Below are 23,812 nucleotides of genomic sequence, written 5' to 3'. Positions count from 1 at the left end.
CCTATTGACTTGGGGGCTGGGGCAGGTACAAGCCACGCTCGTATAGGAATTTACCGAGAGGCCCCTGCCTTTTCGGACGCAGGAGAAGCACCATGGCGAAGCCGACCACAATCAAGATCCGCCTGAACTCGACCGCGGGCACCGGCCACTTCTACGTGACCAAGAAGAACGCGCGCACCATGACCGAAAAAATGGTTGTGCGTAAGTACGACCCGGTTGTACGCAAGCACGTCGAGTACAAAGAAGGCAAAATCAAGTAAGCCTTAGCTGGTCTTGCATGAATTAAGGGTCACGCATTGCGTGGCCCTTTTGCGTTTTTGCTGGTCAGTGTCGGGGGGGGGCAAGGTCATCAACTGGTGCTGCGTAGCATTCGTTTTCCGCAAGGGCATGGAGACCAGGCTCGTTGCGGAGACTTCCGGCCATCTGGGTGATCGCTAAAATTCAATTGGAAAGAGCTGAAAAAGCGCATCATTATCAAATTGGTAAGGCCTGATTTTGCCCCATTCTCTACCTAAGTAGTTGACGTGGAATGGTGAAACAGGTGTTGTGATGGTGAAGAGTGTGTTGTTTAGTGTCGCATTTATATTTGCGGTTGGTCCCGAACCAAATCCGGTTTTGGCAAATGTGGTTCCCCTGCCCATAGAGGTTGCTGCCACTGACCTGGAGGCCGGGAGCGGGCCAACAGATCAGTATTCTTCCGGAGGGGCTGCCACCCGAGACAATGAACTGGTTGCCTCTGTTAGTCAGCGGCGGGTGGTGCAGGTTCAGGGGCGGTCGCTATCGCTCTCTATGATGCGGGCGGATCGCATGGGGCTGGCGGTTCTGAGCGTGCCAAAGCGGAGTGTCATTGCCAGCCTTCCGAACCTGGAATCCGATGCCTTTCGTCGTCTGGTGGCTGTGGAAACGGGCTGTCGCCCAGTTGGGCAGGTTCAGGTGATCGGCGGCAGAGTTGGCACGCTGGCGCTGGCAACAGGGCTGTCTTGCAGCTAGCGGGTTGGCCTTTCACTCTGCTTTAAATCCGAGATTCAGGTCGGCGAGTTGCGAGGCTCCTAAAGGGGTGTCATTTAGGCCCGCCACTCGGCCATGGTCAGGACCGGTTGCAACCCCTGACTTTCAAACAGGCCCGCCGAGGCGCTGTTGAAGGGGGCGTAGGTGGTGGCGATGCTGTCGATAGCCAGGGCCTTTGCCCGCTGTTTGACCGCAGTGAGCAGGGCTTGCCCAACGCCCATGCGGCGAAAAGCCTTTGCGGTGGTGATATGGTGCACCATCACGCGGGTCTCTTCTAATCGGATGGGCAGCGGTGGCCGGTGCTCTATGCCAAAGAGGACATAGCCCAAGAGCGCGCCCTGTGGGCTTTCAGCGATGAGCGCGGTGATATCCTCCGCCTGTAGCCAATCCTGCAGCCACTGGCCCAGCGCAGCGTCAGAGGGCGCAGCGGGGTAGCGGGCGGGCTGATGTTCAACATGCAGGGCATGCAGTTCTTGCAGGAGCGGGATAAGGCGGGTGGCCTCGCTTGGCGGTAGATCCAGAATTTCCATTGGCTTCCCTGTGTATCAATGTGTGAAGGAATGGTTGCTCAAAAAGAAAGAGGGGCGGATCGTTGTGATCCGCCCCTCGCTGTAGGTCTTGGAATTTTCAGGATCGCTTATTCGCGATTGCCAAGCAGCTGGAGTAGCATCATGAAGAGGTTGATGAAGTCCAGATAGAGGCTCAGCGCGCCCATGATGGCGGCTTTGCCCAGCCATTCTTGATCGCCGGAGTGGGCCATCTCAAGGTAGGTGGTCTTGATCCTCTGGGTATCATAGGCGGTCAGGCCGGCAAAGATCAGCACACCAATCACCGAAATCGCAAAGGCCATGGCGCCGGACTGCATGAACATGTTGACGATTGACGCCACGATCAGGCCGATCAGACCCATGATCAGGAAGGCACCCATCGCCGAGAGGTCTTTCTTGGTAGTGTAGCCCACCAGGGACAGGCCCGCAAAAGAGATCGCGGTGATCAGAAAGACCTGAATGATCGACTGCCCGGTGAAGACCAGAAAGATCGAGCTGAGCGACAGGCCCATAACTGCGGCAAATGCGTAAAACAGCAGCTGCACACCTGCGGCCGACATGCGGTTCGCAGCGGCACCAAAGCCAAAAACAAAGGCGAGCGGTGCAAACATGACCACATATTTCAGCGGCGACATGTAGATTGCTTCGCCAAGCCCGGTCAGGTATTTGCCTTCACTGATCATACTGGTGGCGCCTGCCGGGTCGCCGGTGACGGCCAGATTGGACAGGGCCCAGGCCGCCAAGAATGTTATGAAGAGGCCCGACGACATTGTGCCGTAGACCTTGTTCATATGGGCGCGAAGCCCTGCGTCGATCTCTGCAGAGCGGGTGCCTGCAGCGGATCTTATTGTGTCAAACTGTGCCATGTATCATGGTCTCCGTTCCAAAATCTCCCTTGCCGACCCTAATACGCCAAAGCGTGCCAGGAGGCATTCCCGATAAATATCGGCTTTCTTTGGCGTCCATTCAAGGCTCTTGGTCAAAAATCCCCCCAAAAACGTAAAAAGACCTGCCGCATTCCTTGGCAGGTCTTTTGAGCGCTGCATGCGCAGACTGTTGGCGGCGTTTGGGCCTTAGCGGCGCCAGCTTTCCGGGGCGTCCCACAGAGGGCGCGCGGCTTCTGTCAGGGCCTCTTGACGGGTGATGCCAATATCTTCCAGGGCAGCGGCATCCAGGGCTTTCAGGGCGCGGCGTTGGCGCAGCAGGGCAGCCCGGTTGGCAACAAAGGACAAAAGGCCAAAGCGAGCAGTCCGGGGCAGGGCACAGCTGGTGGTGCAGGGGGTTACATTATATGTCATCGTTTCTGTCCTTTCGTCAAATTTTGATACTTGGTTGGATCGTTATCATTTCTGTTGATGTATATGACCTCTTATGATCTATTTTAAAAACGAATGTTATTGATGAAACACATCAGGGGTTGTGATGGCACGGAATTTGGATATCACCACGCTGCGGTCCTTTGTGGCGGTAGCTGACTATGGCGGCGTCACGCGGGCGGCTGGCTTTCTGCATCTGACGCAATCGGCGGTCTCGATGCAGCTCAAGCGGTTGGAAGAGCTGTTGGGGCTGGCCTTGCTGGATCGGTCTGGCCGGACCATTGCATTGACCCCGTCGGGAGAGCAGTTGCTTGGCTATGCCCGGCGTATGGTGGCGCTGAACGACGAGGTCATCGGGCGACTGACCGACCAGGCCTTTGAGGGTGAGGTCGTTCTGGGGGTGCCGCATGATGTGGTTTACCCGGTGATCCCGCAGGTACTGCAGCGCTTTAACGCCAGCTTCCCGCGGGTGAATGTCAATCTGGTGACCTCGAATACCCGGGATCTGAAGGCGGGCTTTGCCAAGGGCACCTATGATTTGATCCTGACCACGGAAAGCGGCGCTGGCGTCGGCGGAGAGACGATCCACGAGATGCCGCTGCGCTGGGTCGGGGCACCAAATGGGTCTGCCTGGCGGCAGCACCCGCTGCGGCTGGGGTTTTGCCGCGCCTGTATCTTCCGACCGGTGGCCACGGCCAAGCTGGACCAGGCCGGGCTTGAATGGGACATGGCGGTGGATAGCGAATCTGATCGCACGGTCGAGGCGACGATCAGCGCAGATCTCGCCGTTGGGGTTTTGCTTGAAGGCACCATTCCCAGCCATCAGGAAGCCATCGAGCACGGTGGTGCCCTGCCAGATCTGCCGGTGCAGCATATCAACCTCTATGGGGCTGACAGTGTGCGTGCGGGCTTTGTCGAGGACCTGGCGCGGATTATTCGCCAGGGCTATGCCGCCCTGCGCCGCAGCCCGCTGCGCGCCGCAAGCTAGGCAATATCGGGTCGGCCCCTCTGGCTGTGCTGTTCAGCACTGGCCTGTGTCGACAGAGGGGCCGTGCCAGGGCGTTACGGGGTGATCACCACCTTGCCGGTAGAGGCGCGGCTGCGCAGAAGCTCCAGCCCTTCGGCCACACGCTCCAGCGGCAGGACATGGCTGATATGGGGGCGAATACGCCCGGCGCTGTGCCAATCCATCAGTGTGGTCAGCGCGCGGCGGATCACCTCGGGGTGGGATTTCATATAGCCGCCAATATAAAACCCGATCACAGTTAGGTTCTTGACCAGCAGGTGGTTGGCGGGAATTTGCGGCACCTCGCCACTGGCAAAGCCAATGGGCAGCAGGCGGCCGCCGGGGTTGGTGGCGCGAAAGGCTTCGGTCCAGACATCGCCGCCAACCGCATCATAAACCACATCGGCACCCCCCAGCGATTTTACCGCCTGGCGCAGGTCTTCCTTGGCATCAATCAGGTGGTCAGCCCCGGCGGCCTCGGCTATTTTCAGTTTACCCGTTCCACGTGCATGGGCGATGACGCGCGCCCCCATCAACTTGCCTATTTCCACTGCCGTCAACCCGACGCCACCGGCGGCGCCCGTCACCAAGAGAGTCTCTCCGGGCTGCAGGCGGGCACAGTGGTCCAGAGCCACCTGACTGGTGCCATATGCGATCTGAAATGCGGCGGCATCTTCGAAACACATGCTGTCTGGGATCACCAGCACGCGGGCGGCATCAAACACCCCTTCCTGGGCCAATCCGCCCTGACCGCCAAATACCGCAACGCGGTCGCCGGGGGTAAGATGCTGCACGGCCTGGCCACATTGCAGGACCTCACCTGCGGCCTCTAGGCCGGGGGTGAAGGGGGGCGTTGGTGTGTCTTGGTATGTGCCCTTTTGCATTAGCAAATCTGCAAAATTCAATCCGCAGGCGCGAATTCTGATCTTCACCTCGTGGGGCGCCGGGGACGGGCTGGGGATTTCTTCTAGAACGGGAGGGCCATCAAAGGATCTGATACGATAGGCCTGCATATTTCTGTCCACCTCTGCTTTGGGTCAGGTGATTCGCATCAAAACCTGACGCTGAAAAGCCAGATTTTGCACCTCACTATTTATGGGGAGCCATATTTGGCTAGTCAAAAGTATATAGGGCACCATCAAAATGATAGGTGAATTCATACATTTGCTGCGTTGCAATGCGATGGGTAGAGGTGTCAGGCTTGTGTTCAACTGCGAAGGTCTTACAGTTGGAGCAGAGGTTGAGCTCTGATCGTGATAGTTGAGTGCATCTGCGGCAGGCTGGCAAATGACCTATCCAGCAACGCCGATGACATGACTATGCCCGGGCAGGGGTTTTATTGATTAACTAGGAGATAGCGAATGGCTCATCCTGTAGACGTACATGTAGGCAAGCGGATCCGCCACCGTCGGTGGCTTATCGGCAAGACACAGCAGCAACTGGCCGAACAGGTCGGTATCAAGTTCCAGCAGATCCAGAAATATGAAACCGGTGCGAACCGCGTCAGCGCCTCGCGGCTCTGGGATATTTCGGATGCGATGGGGGTCCCGGTCAGCTTTTTCTTCGAAGGGCTGGAGGAAGAGGGCAAGACAGGGGCAAGCTCCTCTGTGCCGGATGATCTGATGGGCGATAAAGAAGCGCTTGATCTGGTGCGCTCTTACTATGCGATCCCGGAAAACCAGCGCCGCCGCCTGTTTGAACTGGCCCGCGTACTAAGCGACGCGGCCTGATCCTACCGGCCCCGCCTGTGCCTTTTTGCGCTCTGCCGCTCGGGGGCCGCGCTCTGTACACCGGGGGCGGCCAAAGGCGCAAGTTTCGCTTTGATCCAAGCCAGCGCTGACCGCGAAACGATGAATTCCCTTGAACCGGAGCCGCGAGAGTGGCACCGGTTTTTTCATGCGGATTTCAAGGGGCCACGCGGTCCAAATGGTTCAGGTGAAAATATGACAGAGACAGCTTTGAATGACATGCAGGTGGCCCATCACCTGGCCGAGGCAGCCCGAGCGGTGATCCTACCCTATTTTCGCCAGGGCGACCTGGATGCAGAGAACAAGCTGAGCGAGGGCTTTGATCCCGTCACCATCGCGGACCGTGCCGCTGAAGAGGCAATGCGGGCGGTTCTGGCCAAGCTTCGCCCCGAAGATGGCATCCTAGGAGAAGAGTTTCCCCCGGTGGCGGGGCGGTCGGGGCGCACCTGGGTGCTGGATCCGATTGATGGCACGCGTGGTTTCATCAGCGGCACCCCAACCTGGGGGGTGCTGATTGCCCTTTCTGATGCGACGGGGCCTATTCTGGGTGTCATTGATCAGCCCTACACCGCAGAGCGCTTTTCTGGTGGGCCTGATTTGGCCGAGATGTCCGGCCCACTGGGCATCAAGCCGCTGAAATGTCGTGATCAGCAACAGCTGGAACAGGCGATCCTGTTCACCACCTTCCCAGAGGTGGGCACTGCAGAAGAAGGTGCTGCCTTTGGCCGGGTGTCACAGGCGGTAAAGCTGACGCGCTATGGCATGGATTGCTATGCCTATGCGCTTTTGGCGGCGGGGCAGATTGATCTGGTGATCGAGGCTGGTCTGAACCCCTATGATATTCAGGCCCCCATTGCGGTGATCGAGGCGGCCGGCGGTATCGTCACCAATTGGCAGGGCGGGCCAGCCCATGACGGCGGGCAGGTTCTTGCTGCCGCAACCCCGGCGCTGCACGCGCAGGCGCTGCAGCTGTTGCAGGCGCAGCCCACGTCAGCATAGTCGGCAGCTGGGCCTGAGGTCTTGAACGGGGTTGGCCATCTGGAGTAAAGACTGAAACAGGTCGAGTCCTTTGCCCGTTCTCTGTCGACCCATTGCACCTCCATGAACCGAGTCGGGCCTAAATGGAGTGTGCTGTGATGGGTGAAATCCTCATTGAAAATGCCGATACCGTTCTGACAATGGACGATGACGACCGGGTGTTGCAAAACGCCGATGTGCTGATCCGCGACGGTCAGATTGCGGCCCTGGGCAATGGTCTGCGGCAGGGGGCGGAAACAACCGGGCTGTCGCCACATTGCCAGGTGGTCTCGGGCCTGGGCTGTGTGGTGACGCCGGGGTTGGTCAATACCCACCACCATCTGTATCAGAACCTTACCCGCGCGGTACCGGGGGCGCAGAATGCGCTGCTCTTTGGCTGGCTGCAGCGGCTCTATCCAATCTGGAGTCGCTTTGGCCCGGAGGAGATGTTTGTTTCCGCCCAGTTGGGGCTGGTCGAGCTGGCGCTGTCTGGCTGCACACTCAGCTCGGATCATCTCTATCTTTATCCCAACGGGGCACGGCTGGAAGATACCATCCATGCCGCCGCCGAGGTTGGCCTGCGTTTTCACCCCACCCGCGGCGCCATGAGCATTGGCGAAAGCAGCGGCGGGCTGCCGCCGGATCATCTGGTCGAAGATGAGGCCACCATTCTGGAGGATATGATCCGGGTGGTGGATGGCTTTCATGATCCTGCCGAGGGGGCGATGTGCCGGGTGGGGCTGGCGCCGTGTTCGCCCTTTTCGGTCAGCCGCGATCTGATGCGTGACACCGCCTTGTTGGCCCGCGACAAGCGGGTGATGCTGCACACCCATCTGGCCGAAAACGACGAGGATATCGCCTATAGTGAGGCCCAGTTTGGCTGTTGTCCGGGGCAATATGCCGAAGATCTCGGCTGGACCGGACCGGATGTCTGGCATGCCCATTGCGTCAAGCTGACCCCGGTTGAGATTGATCTTTTCGCCCGCAGCCGCACCGGCGTGGCGCATTGCCCCTGTTCCAATTGCCGTCTTGGATCGGGCATCGCGCCAGTGCGCCAGATGCGGGACGCTGGTGTGCCTGTTGGGCTTGGGGTGGATGGCTCTGCCAGCAACGATATGGCCAATCTGATGGGCGAGGCCCGCCAGACCCTGTTGCTGCAGCGGGTGTCACGGGGCGCCGACGCGATGAGCGCCTATGAAGCGCTGCAGATCGCCACGCGTGGCGGGGCCGACGTGCTTGGGCGGCCGGATTGTGGCCGCCTGGCGGTGACGAAACGCGCGGATATTGCAGTCTGGGATACCCGGGGGGTTGAGGCCAGCGGCAGTTGGGATCCGGCAGCGCTGCTGCTAGCGGGGGCAAGCCAGGTCAAACATCTGTTTGTCGAAGGGCGGCAGGTTATCCGAGATGGGGCTGTCACCAGCCTGGATCTGCCGCAGCTGTTGGAACGCCACCACGGCCTGGCGCAGCGCCTGATGCAGGGCGGCTAACGCTCTGTTCAGGCCGTGGTGGGGGCGTGGGCGCGCATCGTCCCAAGCCCCCTGTTGCCCAAGCCGGTGAAGGATAGGCGCGGCGCTACCAAGGGCGTGTTACTGGCGTTTCCCGTTGATCCAAACCTCGCTGATAGCGCGGTCATCGCCCATCATGATGGTGGGAAACAACGCCTCCCACAGGTCGGTGGCGCAGGCGCTGCGCTGGGCAATGGCCGGGGTCGAGGCCAGATCCAGCACCACCAGGTCTGCCTCCATGCCGGCGGCGATATTGCCGATCTTGTCCTGCATCCGCATCGCTCTGGCAGACCCCTGGGTGGCCAGCCAGATCAGTTCGGCAGCATGCAGCGGGTGGCCGCGCAGCTGGCCGACTTCGTAGGCCGCCGCCATGGTGCGCAGCATCGAAAAGCTAGATCCGCCGCCGGTGTCGGTGGCCAGACCAATCCGGTGGCCATCAGCCATCAGCCCCTGCATGTCGAACAGACCAGAGCCAATAAAGGTATTGGAGGTGGGGCAATGCACCAGGCCTGCGTCCAGCTCGCGCAGCCGGTGGCGTTCGCGCTCTTCCAGGTGGATGGCATGCCCATAGAGCCCGCGTGCGCCCAGCAGGCCAAAACTCTCATAGGTATCAAGATAGTCGCGCGCCTGTGGGAACAGGGTCTTGACCCATTCGATTTCGTCCAGCTGTTCGCTCAGGTGGGTCTGCATCAAACAGTCGGGGTGTTCAGCCCAAAGCGCGCCAAGGGCGGTCAGCTGATCGGGCGTCGAGGTGGGTGAGAAGCGCGGCGTGATGACATATTCGATACGATCCACCCCATGCCAGCGTTCGATCAATGCCTTGCTGTCGTCATAGGCGGATTGGGGGCTATCGCGCAGCCCGTCGGGCGCATTGCGATCCATGCAGGTTTTGCCCGCCGCCACCCGCTGACCACGGGCTTGGGCGGCGGTGAAAAAGGCGTTCACGCTCTCGGGGTGGATGGTAGCAAAACTGCAGACTGTGGTGGTGCCATTGGCGGCTGACAGATCAAGGTAGCGCTCAGAGATTTCCTGCGCATAAGCGGCATCGCCAAAGCGCATTTCTTCGGGGAAGGTATAGGTGTTGAGCCAGTCGATAAGCCGTTTGCCCCAGCTGGCGATCATGGCGGTCTGTGGGTAATGCACATGGGCATCGACAAAGCCCGCGATAATCAGCTTGTCACCGTGGTCGATTATCATGGCCTGTGGCAGCAGCGCCTGCATCTGTTCAAATGTTCCGGTGCCGACCACCTTGCCCTGTGAAATGGCCAGTGCGGCACAGATCTGCGTCGCCTCTTCCGGGTGGGGCACCGCAAAGGGCGAACCAGTAAAGGACAGCACATGTCCGCGTAGGATAAACTCGCTCACCATTTTGGGGCCGTCCTTTTTCTTGCCAAATCGCGGCGCTGAGGATAGGCGCGCCAAAGGTTCCGGTAAATTGTCTTATTGTCATTGTTTTCTGGTAACTGCTTCTACTATTTTGCAACCAATCTTGGCAAAGGGCAGCACATGAGCACCAGCGACGATATCCAGCGCACCGAACAAAGTGGCGATGACGGTTATCTGCTGGATCGCAAACTGGTGGCCCAGATCCTTTTTGCGGTGGATCGCGATGACCAACTGGCCCTGGCTGATCTGCTGGAGGATCTGCACGCGGCGGATATCGCCGACCTTCTGGAACAGATCAACACCCATGACCGCGCCCGCCTGATCCGACTCTATGGGCGCGAGTTCGACGGTGAAATCCTGTCGGAACTGGACGAAAGCATCCGCGAAGAGGTGATTTCCATCCTGAACCCGACGGTTTTGGCCGACGCGGTGCGCGAACTGGAAACCGATGATGTCGTCGACCTGCTGGAGGATCTGGAAGAGCCGCAGCAGGAAGTCATCCTGGATGCGCTGGAAGAGTCTGACCGGGCGGCAGTTGAACAATCGCTCAGCTTTCCGGAAAATTCTGCCGGGCGGTTGATGCAGCGTGAAGTGGTGCTGGCGCCAGAGCATTGGAACGTCGGGCAAGCCATTGATTACATGCGCGAGTCCGACAACCTGCCGGAGCAGTTTTACCATGTGGTGCTGGTTGATCCGCGCATGCATCCGATTGGTAATGTGACGCTGGGGCGGATCATGGGCGCGCACCGTACGATGCCGCTCAGCGATCTGGTTGAAGAGAGCTTTCAGGTGATCCCGGCGGACCAGGACGAGGAAGATGTCGCCTATGCCTTCAATCAGTACCATCTGATTTCCGCCCCGGTGGTCGATGGCGAAGGGCGCCTGGCGGGGGTCATCACCATTGATGACGCCATGGTGGTGCTGGATGAAGAACACGAAGAAGATATTCTGCGTCTTGCCGGGGTCAGCGACGAAAGCTCGCTCTCGGATCGGGTAATCGAAACCACCAAACGCCGCTTTCCCTGGCTCGCGGTCAATCTGGTGACAGCGATCTTGGCCTCGGCGGTGATTGCGCAGTTTGAGGTGACGATTGCCAGTTTTGTCGCCCTTGCGGTGTTGATGCCGATAGTTGCTTCGATGGGGGGCAATGCGGGAACGCAGTCGCTGACCGTGGCGGTGCGGGCGATGGCCACGCGCGATTTGACCGGATCCAACGTCTGGCGGGTGATCCGACGCGAAGTCTTGGTAGGGCTGGTCAATGGCGTGATCTTTGCTGCGGTCATGGGGCTGGTGGGGGCGCTTTGGTTTGGCTCTCCGGGCTTGGGCGCGGTGCTGGCTGCCGCAATGGTGATCAATCTGGTCGTGGCTGGACTGGCGGGAACAGTGGTTCCCATTTTACTGGACAAGATGGGAATCGACCCGGCGCTGGCCTCTGGGGCCTTTGTGACTACCGTGACCGATGTGGTTGGCTTCTTTGCCTTTTTGGGCCTGGCCGCCTGGGTCCTTCTGTAGGAGAGAGCAGATGAGCAAGGCAGGCGAAAACCTGACAGAGATTAAGGCAGCGGCGCGAAAAGCGGCCTTTGCCCGCCGCAAAGAGGCCTTTGATCTTTGCATCCCCGGCGCCGCTGGCCGTCTGTCCGAAGTTCTTGCAGGCTATCGCGGCGTGCCTCTGTCGGGATTCCTGCCGATCCGCACTGAAATCGACCCCTTGCCTGCCATGGCAGAGGCCGCCGCCCACGGGCTGGTTGGCGTGCCGGTCATCCAAGGCAAGGCACAGCCGCTGAAATTCAGCCGCTGGCAGCCAGATGCGCCGCTGCGTGATGGACCGTTTGGGGCCTCTGTTCCGGTGGTGGACGACTATTTCGAACCCGAAATCCTGATTGTGCCGCTGGTGGCCTTTGACGCCCGTGGCGGGCGGCTGGGATATGGCGGGGGGTTTTATGACCGCACGCTGGAGCAGCTGCGCGCCAAGCGAGCGACGCTGGCCATTGGCTTTGCCTTTGATGCCCAGGAGGCCACGGATCTGCCGCTGGAGGAAACGGATCAACCGCTGGATATGGTGGTAACGCAAAGCCGGGTATTGCAGTTCGTCGGCTAAATGCAGTGTCAGTCCGCAAAAACGGAACCGGAGCAGCCAACTGTGGCTCTGCTGCGAAAAAGTTCATCTGATTGATGCCGGGGTCTTGTCCTGCAGGGGCGCAGGGCCTAGGAGAGAAAAATGCGAATTTTGTTTCTAGGCGATGTGATGGGCCGCGCTGGGCGCCGTGCTATCACCGAAAACCTGCCGCGGCTGCGTCAGGACTGGCGGCTCGACTTTGTTGTGGTCAATGGCGAAAATGCTTCTAACGGTATGGGGCTGAGCGGCGATCACGCAAAGCTGTTGCTCGATGCAGGGGCCGATTGCCTGACGCTGGGCGATCATTCCTTTGACCAAAAGGACATGCTGCAGTTCATCGAGAAAGAGCCGCGTATCATCCGGCCTTTGAACTTTGCCAAGGGCGCGCCGGGGCGCGGCTATCGGCTGTTTGATGCCACCGGCGGACGCAAGGTTCTGGTGACACAGGCGCTGGGCCAGGTCTTTATGAAACGCGCTTTTGATGACCCTTTTGGTGCCGTCGAAGCGGTGTTGAAATCGCACCCGCGCGGCGGGCTGGCGCAGGCGGTTATCGTTGACATGCACTGCGAAGCCACCTCTGAGAAAATGGCCATGGGGCATTTTTGCAATGGTCGCGCCTCCTTGGTGGTGGGCACCCATACCCATGTGCCAACCGGGGATGCGCAGATCCTGTCCGATGGCACAGGCTATCTGACCGATGCGGGCATGTGCGGCGATTATAATTCCGTGATTGGCATGGAAAAAACAGAGCCGATGCGCCGTTTCCTGACCGGCATGCCCAAGAGCCGCTTTACCCCCGCCGAGGGCGAAGCCACTCTGTCTGGGGCCTTGGTGGTGACCGATGATCGCACCGGTGCCACGAAAGAAATCCACATGGTGCGCAATGGCGGTCTGTTGCAGCCCGCCGGGCCAGAGGCCTGATCGTGCCGGTGGGGCGTTGGGCGAAAGAAATTCTTTTTCGGCCCGCGCCCTGCGATATCGCGTCCCTTTTTTCTGCCGCACAAGGGCTGCTGCTTGCCGCAGCCCTTGCCGCATCATTTAGGATGAGGGAAACTTGGCGCTGGCAGGCGTTTGCGGCTGACGGAGATACAGCAAGCCAAGACCCTGCCAAAGAAATTTGGGACTGCCGATACCTATGGATCTGATCACCTTTTCCCAGACCGTCAGCCTGTCTCAGACTGGCAGTGCGACGATTGCCCTGGTCATCGTGGGGCTGATGTTTGCGGCATTTATACGCGAAATCTACCCAACCGAGGTGGTCGCCATGGCCGGCGTCTCGTTGATGCTGATCACGGGTGTTCTGCCCTATGACAGCGCCGTTGCCGTGCTGTCAAACCCGGCCCCATGGACCATTGCGGCGATGTTTATCATCATGGGGGCGCTGGTGCGCACTGGTGCGCTGGATGCCTTTACCGCAAGGGCACGCAAGCAGGCAGAGGTGAACCCGAAACGCGCCATTGCCATGCTGATGGTTTTTGTGGTCGCAGCCTCTGCCGTGGTGTCCAATACGCCGGTTGTCGTGGTGATGATCCCGGTCTTTGTGCAGATCTCGCGCACCCTGGGGGTTGCCGCCTCCAAGATGTTGATCCCGCTGAGCTATGCGGCGATTCTGGGGGGCACGCTGACCCTGATTGGCACCTCGACCAACCTTCTTGTGGATGGGGTTGCACGGGCGCAGGGGCTGACGCCGTTCTCAATTTTTGAGGTGACCCCACTGGGGATCGTGCTGGTGATCTGGGGCATGATTTATCTGCGCTACATCTCGCCCCGGCTGCTGCCGAATCGTGACAGCATGGCGATGCTGCTGAGCGATCGATCAAAGATGAAATTTTTCACCGAGGCGGTGATCCCGCCGGAAAGCAACCTGATTGGCCGCGAAGTCACCGGGGTACAGCTGTTCAAACGCCCCGGCGTGCGCTTGATCGATCTGGTGCGCGGCGATATCTCGCTGCGGCGCAATCTCAAAGGGGTTGAATTGCAGGTCGGTGATCGCGTGGTGCTCCGGACAGAAATGACCGAATTGCTGAGCCTGCAGGCCAACAAAGAGCTGAAGCGGGTGGATCAGGTTTCTGCGGTGGAAACCAAAACCGTCGAGGTGCTGGTCACTCCGGGCTGTCGGCTGGTTGGGCGTTCGTTGGGGGCGATGCGCCTGCGGCGGCGCTATGGCGTCTATGTGCTAGCGGTGCATCGACGGAACCAGAATATTGGCGTGCAGCTGGATGATCTGGTGGTGCGGGTGGGCGACACCCTGCTGCTTGAAGGTACGCCAGGGGATATTCAGCGACTGGCGGTGGATATGGACATGGCGGATGTCTCGCAGCCGACTCAGCGGGCCTATCGGCGTGGCCATGCGCCGCTGGCGATTGCTGGTCTCTTGTCCATCGTGATCCTGGCGGCACTTGGGGTTGCGCCCATTCTGCTGCTGTCGGTAGTGGTGGTGGCCATGGTGTTGATCACTCGCTGTATTGATGCGGATGAGGCCTTTTCCTTTGTTGACGGGCAGCTCTTGGCGCTGATCTTTTCCATGCTGGCGATTGGCGCCGCTCTGGAAAGCTCTGGCGCGGTGCGCCTGATTGCCGAGGCAATTGCCCCGGCGCTGACCGGCTTGCCACCCTTTATGCTGGTCTGGGCAATTTATCTCTTGACCTCGGTCTTGACCGAACTGGTGTCAAACAATGCAGTGGCGGTGGTGGTTACGCCGATAGCGGTGGGGCTGGCCCAAGCAGTTGGCGTTGATCCGCGCCCGCTGGTGGTGGCGGTGATGGTGGCGGCTTCGGCGTCTTTTGCCACTCCGATTGGCTATCAGACCAATATGCTGGTCTATGGTCCGGGGGGGTATAAGTTCACCGACTTCCTGCGCGTCGGCATCCCGCTGAACCTAAGCGTCGGGCTCTTGGCTTCGGCGATCATTCCCTTTCTCTGGCCGCTTTAGGCCGCGCAGAGCAGCGGGGCAGGCGGGCGAAATGTTGCCAGGATGCGGGCACCCTTGATGAAACTTTCACGTTCCACCTTATATCATAAGGTGAACAGAACGATGGAGGACATTTTGATGAGTTTTAGACGTGGGTTTTTAGTTTTTCTTTTCACCGCAGCATCAGGTATTGCGCTGATGTCTCTGGTGCTCTCCTGATTTGGGGTTAGGCCAATAGTCCCGGCTGCCGCGTGCCTCTGACGGGGTATTGTGCTGGGCGTTTTACATCGTGGTTCAGGCGATCAGCCGCGATCGGCCCGCCTGGCGCCCGGAAAAGAGGCAGCCGCCCAAGAAGGTCCCTTCCAAGGCATTGTAGCCGTGATACCCTCCGCCCCCAAAGCCGGCGGCCTCTCCGATTGCGAAAAGGCCTGGCACTGGGTTGCCATCTGCCCCTACGATCTGGCTGTCCAGATTGGTCTGCAATCCCCCCAGTGTTTTGCGTGTCAGAATGTTGAGCCGTACGGCAATCAGCGGGCCATTTTGGCGATCCAGAATGCGATGTGGCTTGGCGGTGCGGATCAACCGATCGCCGCGATAGTTGCGGGCTGCGTTCATCGCAATCACCTGGGCGTCCTTGGCAAAGGGGTTGTCGACCTGTGCATCGCGCGCCTCGATCTGGCGGCGCAGGTGGGTTTCGTCCAGTGGCAGATCTGCAATCCGGTTCATGCCTGCGACCAGGTCAGCCAGATCATCGGTCACCACAAAATCCGTGCCATGTTTCTTGAAGGCCTCAACCGGGGCCGGGGCCTGTCCGCGTGAGAGCAGGCGCGCGCGGATGACCTCGCGCCATTTGCCAGAGGTCAGGTCCGGGTTTTGTTCCGATCCAGACAGTGCGAATTCCTTCTCGATGATCTTTTGGCTGAGGATGAACCAGCTGTAGTCATAGCCGGTTTTCAGAATCTCTTTCAGTGTGGCCAGGGTATCGAAACCCGGTAGGCAGGGCGCTGGTAGGCGGTCGCCACGGGCATCAAACCACATGGCTGACGGCCCCGGTAGAATGCGAATGCCGTGGTTTGGCCAGATCGGGTCCCAGTTGCGCAGCCCTTCGGTGTAGTGCCACATGCGGTCCGCGTTGATCACATGGCCACCAGCGGCTTCGGCAATGGGGATCATCCGCCCGTCCACATGAAAAGGTACCCCGGCCACCATGTTTTTGGGCGGTGCGCCCAGACGCTCGCGCGGCCAGTTCTTGCGCACCAGATCCAGATTGCCGCCAATCCCGCCCGAGGCCACGATGACCGAGGGCGCATAGGCTTCAAATTCGCCGATTTCCTTGCGGTTGGTACGCATGCCCCGGGCGGCTGTATCGGCTTCCAGCACCTCACCCGAGACGCCTTTGACCTCGCCGCATTGCAAGATGATATGGCTGACTTGATGGCGAAACCTGGTCAAGATTCGCCCGGCGTCGACATGGGCTGCAAGACGGGCGGCAAAGGGCGCGACCACGCCGGGGCCAGTGCCCCAGGTGACATGAAATCGCGGCACCGAATTGCCATGGCCCTCGGCGCTGCCGCCGCCACGTTCGGCCCAGCCGACAACCGGAAACCAGCGCATGCCCATCTGGTGCAGCCAGGGGCGCATTTCGCTGGCGGCAAAATCAAGATAGGCACGGACCCATTGCCGGGGCCAGCCGTCCTCGGCGCGGTCAAACTGGGCGCTGCCCATCCAATCGCGGCGGGCCAGATCATGGCCATCCCGGATCCCCATGCGGCGTTGCTCTGGCGTGTCGATCATGAACAACCCGCCCAGGCTCCAATGGGCCTGACCGCCCAGAAATTGCGCGGACTCTTGCTCTAGCAGGATCACCCGCTTGCCGCGATCACCCAAGTCGCAGGCCGCAGCCAGCCCGGCAATGCCAGCCCCGACGATGATTACATCTGCTGTGTTGTCCGTTGCATCTGCCATCTGCACCTCCCGGTTGTGGTTGCAGCCAGCCTAAGCGCAGCACCGGGGGGGGGAGCAATTGTTTCGCCACCTCCCCTGGGGGAAGCCTTGGGCAAGGCCAGGGGGGGGGACGGGCCGGGTTAGAGAGGCCAGAATATCAGAATCGAGGGGATGGAAACCGCAATCACCAGGATTTCGAGCGGTAGCCCCATGCGCCAGTAATCGCCAAATTGATAGCCGCCGGGCCCCAGCACCAAGGTATTGTTCTTATGGCCAATCGGGGTCAGAAAGGCCGCCGAGGCCGCCACGGCCACGGCCATCAAAAACGGATCGGGCGAGACGCCAAGTGTTGTGGCCATCTGAATGCCAACTGGTGCCGCGACAATGGCGGTGGCGGTGTTGTTCAGCACATCGGACAGCGTCATGGTCACGACCATCAGCACCGTCAGCACCACCCAAGAGGGCAGCCCTTGGGTTAACCCGATCAGCCCATTGGCAATCAGTTGCGTTCCGCCCGAGGCATCCAATGCGGCACCCAGCGGGATCATAGAGCCCAGCAAAACCACGACGGGCCATTCCACATGGTCGTAGATCTCGGCAACCGGCAGCACCTTGATCAAGACGTAAGACACAACCACCAGCCCCAGCGCGATTGGCAGGTAGATCACCCCGGTAGAGGCCGCAAGCACCGCCAGGCCAAACAGGCCAATCGCTGCCCAGGTCTTGTCATTGGCGGTGACCGCCAGGCCGCGCTGTGCCAGCGGCAGACAGCCCAGCCATTCTGTCACATCGTTGCCGCGTTCCCGGGGGCAGAGCAGCAGCAGAATGTCGCCGGCCTCGATCTCTGTCTGGCGGATGTGCTTGGTCAGGCGCCGCCCCTGTCGGGCCAGTCCCAAGAGTACCGCGTTTTGCCGCCAGGCCAAGCCCAGAGACTGGGCCGAGCGCCCATCGATACGGGCGCCTTCGGGGACCACCACTTCGATCACCTCTAGGCCATCACCTGCTGCGGTCAATGTTTCCTGGCGCGCGCTATCTGAGAAATGCAGCGACAATGTGGTGCGAAATTCATCCAGCGCATCGGGGCGGGCTTCGAGCACCAGGGTATCGCCCGCTTGCAGCACCGCACCGGCGGCGCGCCCATAGTGGCGTTTGCTGTCCCGGATCAGCCCCAGAATGGCGACATCAGCCTGTTCGGCGTCCTTGTCCAAGGTGCCAAGCCGCTTGCCGATCAGATCAGAGTCATCCGGTATGGTCAGCTCTGCAATGTAATCAGATAGTTGCGCTTCGGAGTTGCCAGCGGCCTCTTGCCGCTGTGGGATCAGTCGCCAGCCGACCAGGGCCACAAAGGCCAGCCCGACGAGGGCGACGATGCCACCAACCGGGGCAAAGTCAAACATGCCAAAGGGTTCGCCGAGGGATTCTTGGCGGATCGAGGCGATGATGATGTTGGGCGGGGTGCCGATCAGCGTTGCCATGCCGCCCAGGATGGTGGCAAAGGACAGCGGCATCAGGCTCAACCCCGGTGCGCGTCCGGCCTTGCGGGCGGTCTGGATATCCACCGGCATCAGCAGGGCCAGGGCAGCCACATTGTTCATAAAGGCCGAGAGCACGGCACCGACGCCCCCCATCAGGCCAATATGGCCGCCGAGACTGCGCGAACTGTCCACCAGCGTGCGGGTGATCAGGAAGACCGCACCCGACCGCACCAACCCGGCAGAGACAATCAGCACCAGCGCCACCACCAGCGTTGCCGGGTGGCCAAAGCCGGAAAAGGCCTCGGCGGTGGGCACAAGTCCCAGCACCACAGCAACCAACAGCGCGGAAAAGGCAACGATATCGTAGCGAAAGCGCCCCCAGAGGAACAGGCCGAAGACGGCGGCGAAAATGGCAAATAATGCGGTCTGGTCAAATGTCATGGCGCCACTCTAGCCATTGACGCATCAGGGGCAAGGCGACACTGGCTGTGGTGCTTGATATCGCCCCGGATTGTGCTTGCCTGTCAGCAGTGCTTGAAAGCTGCCCCTGCCACAGGCTATATGAGCGCCAATTCAAGCATGCACGACACAAAGGATCTACAATGGCAGGCCACTCAAAATGGGCAAACATCCAGCATCGCAAGGGCCGTCAGGACGCTGTGCGGTCAAAACTGTTTTCCAAACTGGCCAAGGAGATCACCGTGGCCGCCAAGATGGGCGACCCAGATCCCGATAAAAACCCCCGTCTGCGTATGGCTGTAAAAGAAGCCAAAAGCCAGTCGGTGCCCAAAGATGTGATCGACCGTGCGATCAAAAAGGCGATTGGTGGCGACGCCGAAAACTATGATGAAATCCGCTACGAGGGCTATGGCCCCAGCGGCGTTGCCGTCATCGTCGAGGCGATGACCGACAACAAAAATCGCACTGCATCGACTGTGCGCTCGACCTTCTCCAAGAACGGCGGCAACCTGGGGGAAACCGGTTCGGTTGGCTTTATGTTCGATCGCAAGGGCGAAGTGACCTACAAGGCGGAGGTCGGCGATGCCGATACCGTAATGATGGCTGCCATCGAGGCCGGTGCCGAGGATGTCGAATCGTCCGAGGATGGCCATATCATCTACTGCGCCGACAGTGATCTGAACGATGTTTCCAACGCGCTGGAGGCAGAGCTGGGCGAATCAGACAGCACCAAACTGGTGTGGAAACCTACCACCACCACCGAGCTGGACCTGGAAGGCATGCAAAAGCTGATGAAGCTGGTGGATGCGCTGGAAGACGACGACGACGTGCAGCGCGTCACCACCAACTTTGAAGCCTCTGATGAAGTCATGGATCAGCTCTGAGCTGTACCTGCTTATAAGTCGAACTCGCTTAAAGCCTCCGAAACCCTCGGGGGCTTTTTGCTGTGCGGTTTAGCGGGGCGTTGTCAGCACGCCCGCCCTGCGCAAGATATCCGGGCTGGGACGCCAGAGCCCGGATGGCGCAGTGGCATAAACCCGATCGATAAAGTCATCGCTGATGCCTTGCGAGATCAGAAAACGCCTGTCTTTTTCCTGTTCGGCTGTCAGGTCGATTTGTGGCAGGCCACCAAAGACATCAAGCGAATAGCCGTGAAAGCCAAGCTGCGCCTGAGGGCCAAGCACACGCTGGGTTCCCGCTGCAAAAATCAGGGTGCAGGCCGAGGCGCAAAGCCCCAGCGCCCGGGTCGAAACTCCCTGCGCTTGAACAAGCTTGGCAACGCCGCGGGCCTCATAGATATGGCCGCCGGGACTAGAAAGGCCTATGTGGCGCACCTCGGGATGGCGCAGCATGAGGGCTTGGAGCGCCTTGGTCAGGCCAAAGGTGATCTCTCCATCAAAAACAATGGCAGTGCCATCGCGTGACAGGGCAAGACTGTAGCGCGCAGCGTGCTGCTGGGCGCGTATATCGGCGTAGCTCGGCCCCTCGGCGGGGCGGTTGGAAATCAGCAGCGCCTGCCACCAAAGCGACAGGCTGGCCAGGATAAGGAACAGCAAAAGCAGATATCCGCCCCAGACCGGCGCCATGGCACCCGAGCCAAGCATATGATCATCCGCCGCGCGCAGATGGGCCCGAATTGTCCAGATGAGAAACAGCACATCCGCCATAATCAGCCCCCAGGTCAGGGCAGAGGGCATTTGCAGCATCTGATTGGCACCGGTCCAGAACAACAGTGCAGCCCCGCGTGGCAACAGGATATGCCAGAAAAGGCTGGCACCAAGGCTGCGCGGTTCAGTCTGCATCTGGGAGGGCCCCGGGCATCAGTTGCTGCTGCCTCATTCCAGGATCGTCGAAATTTCAGCAAGGGGCTTTTTCATCTTGGCAACGCCCGGCACTTTGGCATCGGCGCTGGGGTGGCCGACCGCGATGATCATGGTCGGCTTTTCCGAGGCTGGCCGACCAAGGGCCGCATTGAGGAATTTCATCGGGTTGGGCGTATGGGTGAGGCTGCACAGCCCAGCCTGGTGCAGCGCGGCCAACAAGAACCCGGTGGCGATATTGACGCTTTCGGGCACGTAGTAGTTTTTATAGCGGCTGCCATCTTCAAATTCGCCCCAGCGTTGGGCAAAGACCACGATGAGCCAGGGCGCGGTGGTAAGATGCGGCTTGTCCGCTGTGGTGCCGATGGGCTCCAGCGCTTTGATCCATTCGTCACCGCCGCCACCGGCGTAAAATCGGCGTTCTTCTTCTTCGGCTTCTTCCCGGATCTGTTGCTTCAGTGCCGGGTTTGCAATGGCGACAAAATGCCAGGGCTGGTGATTGGCCCCCGAGGGGGCCGAGCCGGCGGTTTGGATACAGAGCTCGATTACCTCACGCGCGACAGGCTGAGAGGTGAAATCGCGCACCGTATGGCGCTGTTGCATATGCGCCAGATATTCTCTGGCCTTTGCAAGCATCTCTGCATCACTGTAGGCCGCACGGTGGGGCAGCGGCATCGGGGCATAGGTGAGGGCGGATTTTGCGAACATTTCTCGGCTCCTGTATAGCGATCAGCGACAGATAGAGTCCCTAGCTGGGTGGGGGGGGCAGATGGTGCCTGGCCGAGCTTAGCACTGCCCGTGTCAAGGGGGCCAGTGCAGAGGCCATGACCCGGCTTACCTGCCAGTTCAGCGCAACATCCATGGCGCTATCGGGCAGTAGCGGCACCAGCGCGCCGGATTTCAGGGCAGGTGCCATCTGGGCAACCGGGATCATGCCCCAGCCCAGACCCGCCAGGGCGGCATCGGCAAAGCCCTGGGCCGAGGGGATGAAATGCGCCGGCGGAGTGATGGTTTTGCCAAAATACAGCTGTATCCAGCGCTGTTGCAGCGTGTCTTTTGGATTATAGGTCAGGCAGGGGGCCTGGGCCAGTGCCTGGGCTGTGGGGCGGCCAGCAAACCATTTCGCCATATAGGCGGGGCTGGCCATGGCCTGATAGCGCATCACCCCAAGCGGTTGAGCATTGCAGCCAGGTACGGGCTGGGCATGGGCGGTGATGGCGGCAGAGACTTCGCCACGTTTCAACCAATCCGCACTGTGGTCCTGATCGTCGATGACCAGATCAAACAGCAGATCCGGTGTGGCAACCATGGCTGCGATGAACCAGGTGGCCAGACTGTCGGCGTTGACGGCAATGCGCAGAAGCGGCGGTGCCTCGGGGCTGGGGTCCAGCGCCAGCGCCCGCGAGACCTGGCCCTCAAGCACCGCGACATCTTCGGCATGTTTTGCCAGGCGCTGCCCCGCCTTGGTGCCGGTACAGGGCAGGCCGCGTTTGATCAGGGCCCCGCCCACGCGCTCTTCTAGGGCCTTGATGCGTTGCGAAACCGCCGAAGGGGTCAGGCCCAGGCTTTGCGCTGCGCTGTCAAAGGATCCAAGCCGGATGACAGCGGCCAGAGCAGAGAGATGGTTGGGGTCAAACTGCATTAGAAACTCTTACTTTGGGTTATCATAATTAACTATGCTACGCCGCGCTCTCGGGCTAGTCAAAGCGGTGAGACCGCAGCGAGAGAGAAAGACAGGCCGATGCCAATTCCAATCCCGATGACAGCTACAGTGACCGCCCAGATGTATGCGCAGGTGGTTGCCCTGACTGGCATTCCGCCCAATCTGCTGGCGGGCTTTGGCCTTGGCTTCAGTCTAATCCTGGCGATTGGCGCGCAGAATGCCTTTGTGCTGCGCCAGGGGATACGGCGTCAGCATCTATTCTGGATCTGCCTGGCCTGTGCCGGATCGGATGCCCTGTTGATCACCGCCGGGGTGCTTGGCTTTGGCAGGCTGGCCGAAGTGATGCCCTGGTTTGAACCGCTTATGCGCTTTGGTGGCGGCGGATTCCTGATCTGGTACGGTGGGCGCAGCCTGCTGTCTGCCTGGCAGGGGGGCGCGACGTTACAGGCCGCTGGTGCGGCCCAGGCACCGCAGCCGCTGCTGCCGGTATTGACCACGGTTCTTGCCCTGACCTGGCTGAACCCGCATGTCTACCTGGATACGGTTGTTCTGCTGGGGGCGATTTCGGCGCAATACCCCGATCCGGGACTCTTTGGCCTTGGCGCGGTGCTGGCCAGTTTCGTCTTCTTCTTCAGTCTCGGCTATGGCGCCAGTCTTTTGGCCCCGGTCTTTGCCCGTCCGCGCGCCTGGCAGGTACTGGATGGGCTGGTAGGGCTGACCATGTGGGCGATTGCTGCCAAGCTGATCATGATGTGACCCCACCTGGACGCCGTGGCAGGCAGCACTGGTCTTTGGAAACACATATCAAATGAGGTATTTGACATGTGAAAGGGTTGTGCCTCCTGTCGTTTGAGTGTTGTGTTGTCCGCATGAGCAGCCAAGCAGATATCGCCCAGCCCAGCACAAACCCCCTTGTCGGGGTGTTCTGGATGTTTACGACCGGCCTTTGCTTTGTCGCGGTGACGGCATTGGTCAAATATCTCGGAGATCGGATCCCGCCGGCGGAATCGGCCTTTCTGCGCTACCTTCTGGGGCTGGTATTCCTGATCCCGATGGCATCGACCCTGCGCCGCGCGCGGGTGACGCCGAAACTCTGGCTGCTGTTTGCCAGCCGCGGCATGCTGCATGCAGGTGGGGTGATCCTGTGGTTCTATGCGATGACACAGATCCCGCTGGCCGAGGTGACGGCGATGAATTATCTCTCGCCGATCTATGTGACCCTGGGGGCGGCGCTGTTTCTGGGCGAGAAGCTGGCGATGCGGCGTATTCTGGCGGTCTTTGCGGCACTGGTTGGTGCGGTGATCATTCTGCGGCCGGGCTTCCGCGAGATCTCTCCAGGGCATATTGCCATGTTGATCACCGCTTTTGCTTTTGGCATCTCTTACCTATTGGCAAAGTTCACCGTGGATGGAAGCAGCCCGGTGGTTGTCGTTGCGATGCTGTCGGGCTGGGTCACGCTGGGGCTTGCCCCCTTTGCGGCAGCAGTCTGGGTGACGCCCAATCTGCAGGAACTGGCGATCCTGTTTGCGGTGGCTTGCTTTGCCACGGCGGGGCATTTCACCATGACGCTGGCCTTTGCATCGGCCCCGGTGACGGTGACGCAGCCGGTGACTTTCCTTCAGCTGATCTGGGCGACATTGCTTGGCGCGCTGGTCTTTTCCGAGCCGGTGGATATCTGGGTGGTGCTGGGCGGCGGTCTGATCTTGGCAGCCATCAGCTTTATCACCTGGCGCGAAGCGGTGCTAAAGCGGCGGGCGATCACGCCCCCAGCAGCCGCGACCAAGGTGTAAGGCAGCGCCGATCTTGCGCTACGCTTCTTTCTGTTGAAAAGGTTCCGTCTTTCCAGCGTTTCTGTCTGGCTCGTGCCCTGTCACCTGTCTGGCTCAGGCG

23 protein-coding genes are annotated in these 23,812 nt (G+C 60.2%); 13 read left to right on the top strand and 10 right to left on the bottom strand.

Annotated elements, in window-relative coordinates; genetic code table 11:
- The first annotated feature begins 92 nt into the window (after positions 1–92).
- Positions 93–260, top strand: coding sequence for a 50S ribosomal protein L33 (gene rpmG / locus LRK71_RS13875; protein WP_007814563.1), 168 nt, complete (start codon positions 93–95; stop codon positions 258–260).
- Between the two features lie 304 nt (positions 261–564).
- Positions 565–990 carry a hypothetical protein gene (locus LRK71_RS13870; RefSeq protein WP_232404425.1) on the top strand — a complete coding sequence of 142 codons (426 nt, stop codon included), beginning with the start codon at positions 565–567 and terminating at the stop codon, positions 988–990.
- A gap of 74 nt (positions 991–1,064) precedes the next feature.
- Here the strand turns inward: LRK71_RS13870 and LRK71_RS13865 are convergent, their stop codons facing one another.
- The 3 genes from LRK71_RS13865 to LRK71_RS13855 form a co-directional block, all read right to left on the bottom strand.
- The gene (locus LRK71_RS13865; RefSeq protein ID WP_232404424.1) at positions 1,065–1,538 is read right to left on the bottom strand and encodes a GNAT family N-acetyltransferase; all 474 of its coding nucleotides are present in this window, start codon (positions 1,536–1,538) and stop codon (positions 1,065–1,067) included.
- 107 nt (positions 1,539–1,645) lie between these two features.
- Positions 1,646–2,422, bottom strand: coding sequence for a Bax inhibitor-1/YccA family protein (locus LRK71_RS13860; RefSeq protein WP_232404423.1), 777 nt, complete (start codon positions 2,420–2,422; stop codon positions 1,646–1,648).
- Between the two features lie 207 nt (positions 2,423–2,629).
- On the bottom strand, positions 2,630–2,854 hold the full coding sequence (locus LRK71_RS13855; RefSeq protein ID WP_232404422.1) for a YjiS-like domain-containing protein: 225 nt from the start codon (positions 2,852–2,854) through the stop codon (positions 2,630–2,632).
- A gap of 124 nt (positions 2,855–2,978) precedes the next feature.
- Between LRK71_RS13855 and LRK71_RS13850 the strand changes: the two genes are divergently transcribed.
- Positions 2,979–3,860, top strand: a complete 882-nt coding sequence (locus LRK71_RS13850; protein ID WP_232404421.1) for a LysR family transcriptional regulator — start codon at positions 2,979–2,981, stop codon at positions 3,858–3,860.
- Positions 3,861–3,934: 74 nt separating this feature from the next.
- On the opposite strand, the gene LRK71_RS13845 is transcribed toward LRK71_RS13850, so the two are convergent.
- Complete coding sequence (locus tag LRK71_RS13845) at positions 3,935–4,891, bottom strand: NADPH:quinone oxidoreductase family protein (protein ID WP_232404420.1); 957 nt, start codon at positions 4,889–4,891, stop codon at positions 3,935–3,937.
- Between the two features lie 348 nt (positions 4,892–5,239).
- On the opposite strand from LRK71_RS13845, the gene LRK71_RS13840 reads away from it, so the two are divergent.
- From LRK71_RS13840 to LRK71_RS13830, 3 genes are all read left to right on the top strand, one after another.
- The gene (locus LRK71_RS13840) at positions 5,240–5,608 is read left to right on the top strand and encodes a helix-turn-helix domain-containing protein (RefSeq protein WP_232404419.1); all 369 of its coding nucleotides are present in this window, start codon (positions 5,240–5,242) and stop codon (positions 5,606–5,608) included.
- Positions 5,609–5,821: 213 nt separating this feature from the next.
- Positions 5,822–6,625, top strand: a complete 804-nt coding sequence (gene hisN, locus LRK71_RS13835; RefSeq protein ID WP_232404418.1) for a histidinol-phosphatase — start codon at positions 5,822–5,824, stop codon at positions 6,623–6,625.
- A gap of 137 nt (positions 6,626–6,762) precedes the next feature.
- On the top strand, positions 6,763–8,130 hold the full coding sequence (locus LRK71_RS13830; RefSeq protein WP_232404417.1) for an 8-oxoguanine deaminase: 1,368 nt from the start codon (positions 6,763–6,765) through the stop codon (positions 8,128–8,130).
- A gap of 99 nt (positions 8,131–8,229) precedes the next feature.
- Here LRK71_RS13830 and guaD read toward each other — a convergent pair whose 3' ends face one another.
- On the bottom strand, positions 8,230–9,516 hold the full coding sequence (gene guaD / locus LRK71_RS13825; protein WP_232404416.1) for a guanine deaminase: 1,287 nt from the start codon (positions 9,514–9,516) through the stop codon (positions 8,230–8,232).
- Positions 9,517–9,654: 138 nt separating this feature from the next.
- On the opposite strand from guaD, the gene mgtE reads away from it, so the two are divergent.
- The 4 genes from mgtE to LRK71_RS13805 all read left to right on the top strand — a co-directional run bounded on the left by mgtE (position 9,655) and on the right by LRK71_RS13805 (position 14,582).
- Positions 9,655–11,046, top strand: a complete 1,392-nt coding sequence (gene mgtE, locus LRK71_RS13820) for a magnesium transporter (protein ID WP_232404415.1) — start codon at positions 9,655–9,657, stop codon at positions 11,044–11,046.
- A 10-nt stretch (positions 11,047–11,056) separates the two neighbouring features.
- Positions 11,057–11,632: a 5-formyltetrahydrofolate cyclo-ligase gene (locus tag LRK71_RS13815; RefSeq protein ID WP_232404414.1), complete on the top strand. Its 576-nt coding sequence runs from the start codon at positions 11,057–11,059 to the stop codon at positions 11,630–11,632.
- Positions 11,633–11,752: 120 nt separating this feature from the next.
- Positions 11,753–12,571 (top strand): TIGR00282 family metallophosphoesterase, encoded by an 819-nt coding sequence (locus LRK71_RS13810; RefSeq protein ID WP_232404413.1) that lies wholly within the window; start codon positions 11,753–11,755, stop codon positions 12,569–12,571.
- 214 nt (positions 12,572–12,785) lie between these two features.
- Complete coding sequence (locus LRK71_RS13805; RefSeq protein WP_232404412.1) at positions 12,786–14,582, top strand: SLC13 family permease; 1,797 nt, start codon at positions 12,786–12,788, stop codon at positions 14,580–14,582.
- 273 nt (positions 14,583–14,855) lie between these two features.
- On the opposite strand, the gene LRK71_RS13800 is transcribed toward LRK71_RS13805, so the two are convergent.
- Both LRK71_RS13800 and LRK71_RS13795 read right to left on the bottom strand, forming a co-directional pair.
- Positions 14,856–16,526, bottom strand: coding sequence for an FAD-binding dehydrogenase (locus LRK71_RS13800; RefSeq protein ID WP_232404411.1), 1,671 nt, complete (start codon positions 16,524–16,526; stop codon positions 14,856–14,858).
- A 119-nt stretch (positions 16,527–16,645) separates the two neighbouring features.
- Positions 16,646–18,421 carry an SLC13 family permease gene (locus tag LRK71_RS13795; protein WP_232404410.1) on the bottom strand — a complete coding sequence of 592 codons (1,776 nt, stop codon included), beginning with the start codon at positions 18,419–18,421 and terminating at the stop codon, positions 16,646–16,648.
- Between the two features lie 161 nt (positions 18,422–18,582).
- Here LRK71_RS13795 and LRK71_RS13790 point away from each other — a divergent pair, with 161 nt between their 5' ends.
- The gene (locus LRK71_RS13790; RefSeq protein WP_232404409.1) at positions 18,583–19,323 is read left to right on the top strand and encodes a YebC/PmpR family DNA-binding transcriptional regulator; all 741 of its coding nucleotides are present in this window, start codon (positions 18,583–18,585) and stop codon (positions 19,321–19,323) included.
- A 69-nt stretch (positions 19,324–19,392) separates the two neighbouring features.
- On the opposite strand, the gene LRK71_RS13785 is transcribed toward LRK71_RS13790, so the two are convergent.
- From LRK71_RS13785 to LRK71_RS13775, 3 genes are read right to left on the bottom strand one after another with little or no spacing between them, the layout of a single operon-like run.
- Positions 19,393–20,241: a COG3904 family protein gene (locus LRK71_RS13785; RefSeq protein WP_232404408.1), complete on the bottom strand. Its 849-nt coding sequence runs from the start codon at positions 20,239–20,241 to the stop codon at positions 19,393–19,395.
- A 33-nt stretch (positions 20,242–20,274) separates the two neighbouring features.
- Complete coding sequence (locus LRK71_RS13780; protein ID WP_232404407.1) at positions 20,275–20,967, bottom strand: nitroreductase family protein; 693 nt, start codon at positions 20,965–20,967, stop codon at positions 20,275–20,277.
- Positions 20,968–21,007: 40 nt separating this feature from the next.
- Positions 21,008–21,901, bottom strand: a complete 894-nt coding sequence (locus LRK71_RS13775; protein WP_232404406.1) for a LysR family transcriptional regulator ArgP — start codon at positions 21,899–21,901, stop codon at positions 21,008–21,010.
- Between the two features lie 171 nt (positions 21,902–22,072).
- Between LRK71_RS13775 and LRK71_RS13770 the strand changes: the two genes are divergently transcribed.
- A complete protein-coding gene (locus tag LRK71_RS13770; protein ID WP_232404557.1) occupies positions 22,073–22,678 on the top strand; it encodes a LysE/ArgO family amino acid transporter in 606 nt (201 codons plus the stop codon).
- A 113-nt stretch (positions 22,679–22,791) separates the two neighbouring features.
- Positions 22,792–23,712, top strand: a complete 921-nt coding sequence (locus tag LRK71_RS13765; RefSeq protein ID WP_232404405.1) for a DMT family transporter — start codon at positions 22,792–22,794, stop codon at positions 23,710–23,712.
- Positions 23,713–23,812 lie beyond the last annotated feature (100 nt).

Origin of the sequence: Pseudophaeobacter flagellatus, assembly GCF_021228235.1 — a bacterium.
GTDB classification, from domain to species: Bacteria; Pseudomonadota; Alphaproteobacteria; order Rhodobacterales; family Rhodobacteraceae; genus Pseudophaeobacter; species Pseudophaeobacter flagellatus.
The sequence above is the reverse complement of the archived record's forward strand: the minus strand, read 5'-3'. Positions and strand labels throughout refer to the sequence as shown.

Excerpts from the sequence above, each read along its gene's own strand:
- rpmG (WP_007814563.1), top strand. The coding sequence starts at position 93 with ATGGCGAAGCCGACCACAATCAAGATCCGCCTGAACTCGACCGCGGGC.
- LRK71_RS13865 (WP_232404424.1), bottom strand. The coding sequence starts at position 1,538 with ATGGAAATTCTGGATCTACCGCCAAGCGAGGCCACCCGCCTTATCCCG.
- LRK71_RS13860 (WP_232404423.1), bottom strand. The coding sequence starts at position 2,422 with ATGGCACAGTTTGACACAATAAGATCCGCTGCAGGCACCCGCTCTGCA.
- LRK71_RS13855 (WP_232404422.1), bottom strand. The coding sequence starts at position 2,854 with ATGACATATAATGTAACCCCCTGCACCACCAGCTGTGCCCTGCCCCGG.
- LRK71_RS13850 (WP_232404421.1), top strand. The coding sequence starts at position 2,979 with ATGGCACGGAATTTGGATATCACCACGCTGCGGTCCTTTGTGGCGGTA.
- LRK71_RS13845 (WP_232404420.1), bottom strand. The coding sequence starts at position 4,891 with ATGCAGGCCTATCGTATCAGATCCTTTGATGGCCCTCCCGTTCTAGAA.
- LRK71_RS13840 (WP_232404419.1), top strand. The coding sequence starts at position 5,240 with ATGGCTCATCCTGTAGACGTACATGTAGGCAAGCGGATCCGCCACCGT.
- hisN (WP_232404418.1), top strand. The coding sequence starts at position 5,822 with ATGACAGAGACAGCTTTGAATGACATGCAGGTGGCCCATCACCTGGCC.
- LRK71_RS13830 (WP_232404417.1), top strand. The coding sequence starts at position 6,763 with ATGGGTGAAATCCTCATTGAAAATGCCGATACCGTTCTGACAATGGAC.
- guaD (WP_232404416.1), bottom strand. The coding sequence starts at position 9,516 with ATGGTGAGCGAGTTTATCCTACGCGGACATGTGCTGTCCTTTACTGGT.
- mgtE (WP_232404415.1), top strand. The coding sequence starts at position 9,655 with ATGAGCACCAGCGACGATATCCAGCGCACCGAACAAAGTGGCGATGAC.
- LRK71_RS13815 (WP_232404414.1), top strand. The coding sequence starts at position 11,057 with ATGAGCAAGGCAGGCGAAAACCTGACAGAGATTAAGGCAGCGGCGCGA.
- LRK71_RS13810 (WP_232404413.1), top strand. The coding sequence starts at position 11,753 with ATGCGAATTTTGTTTCTAGGCGATGTGATGGGCCGCGCTGGGCGCCGT.
- LRK71_RS13805 (WP_232404412.1), top strand. The coding sequence starts at position 12,786 with ATGGATCTGATCACCTTTTCCCAGACCGTCAGCCTGTCTCAGACTGGC.
- LRK71_RS13800 (WP_232404411.1), bottom strand. The coding sequence starts at position 16,526 with ATGGCAGATGCAACGGACAACACAGCAGATGTAATCATCGTCGGGGCT.
- LRK71_RS13795 (WP_232404410.1), bottom strand. The coding sequence starts at position 18,421 with ATGACATTTGACCAGACCGCATTATTTGCCATTTTCGCCGCCGTCTTC.
- LRK71_RS13790 (WP_232404409.1), top strand. The coding sequence starts at position 18,583 with ATGGCAGGCCACTCAAAATGGGCAAACATCCAGCATCGCAAGGGCCGT.
- LRK71_RS13785 (WP_232404408.1), bottom strand. The coding sequence starts at position 20,241 with ATGCAGACTGAACCGCGCAGCCTTGGTGCCAGCCTTTTCTGGCATATC.
- LRK71_RS13780 (WP_232404407.1), bottom strand. The coding sequence starts at position 20,967 with ATGTTCGCAAAATCCGCCCTCACCTATGCCCCGATGCCGCTGCCCCAC.
- LRK71_RS13775 (WP_232404406.1), bottom strand. The coding sequence starts at position 21,901 with ATGCAGTTTGACCCCAACCATCTCTCTGCTCTGGCCGCTGTCATCCGG.
- LRK71_RS13765 (WP_232404405.1), top strand. The coding sequence starts at position 22,792 with ATGAGCAGCCAAGCAGATATCGCCCAGCCCAGCACAAACCCCCTTGTC.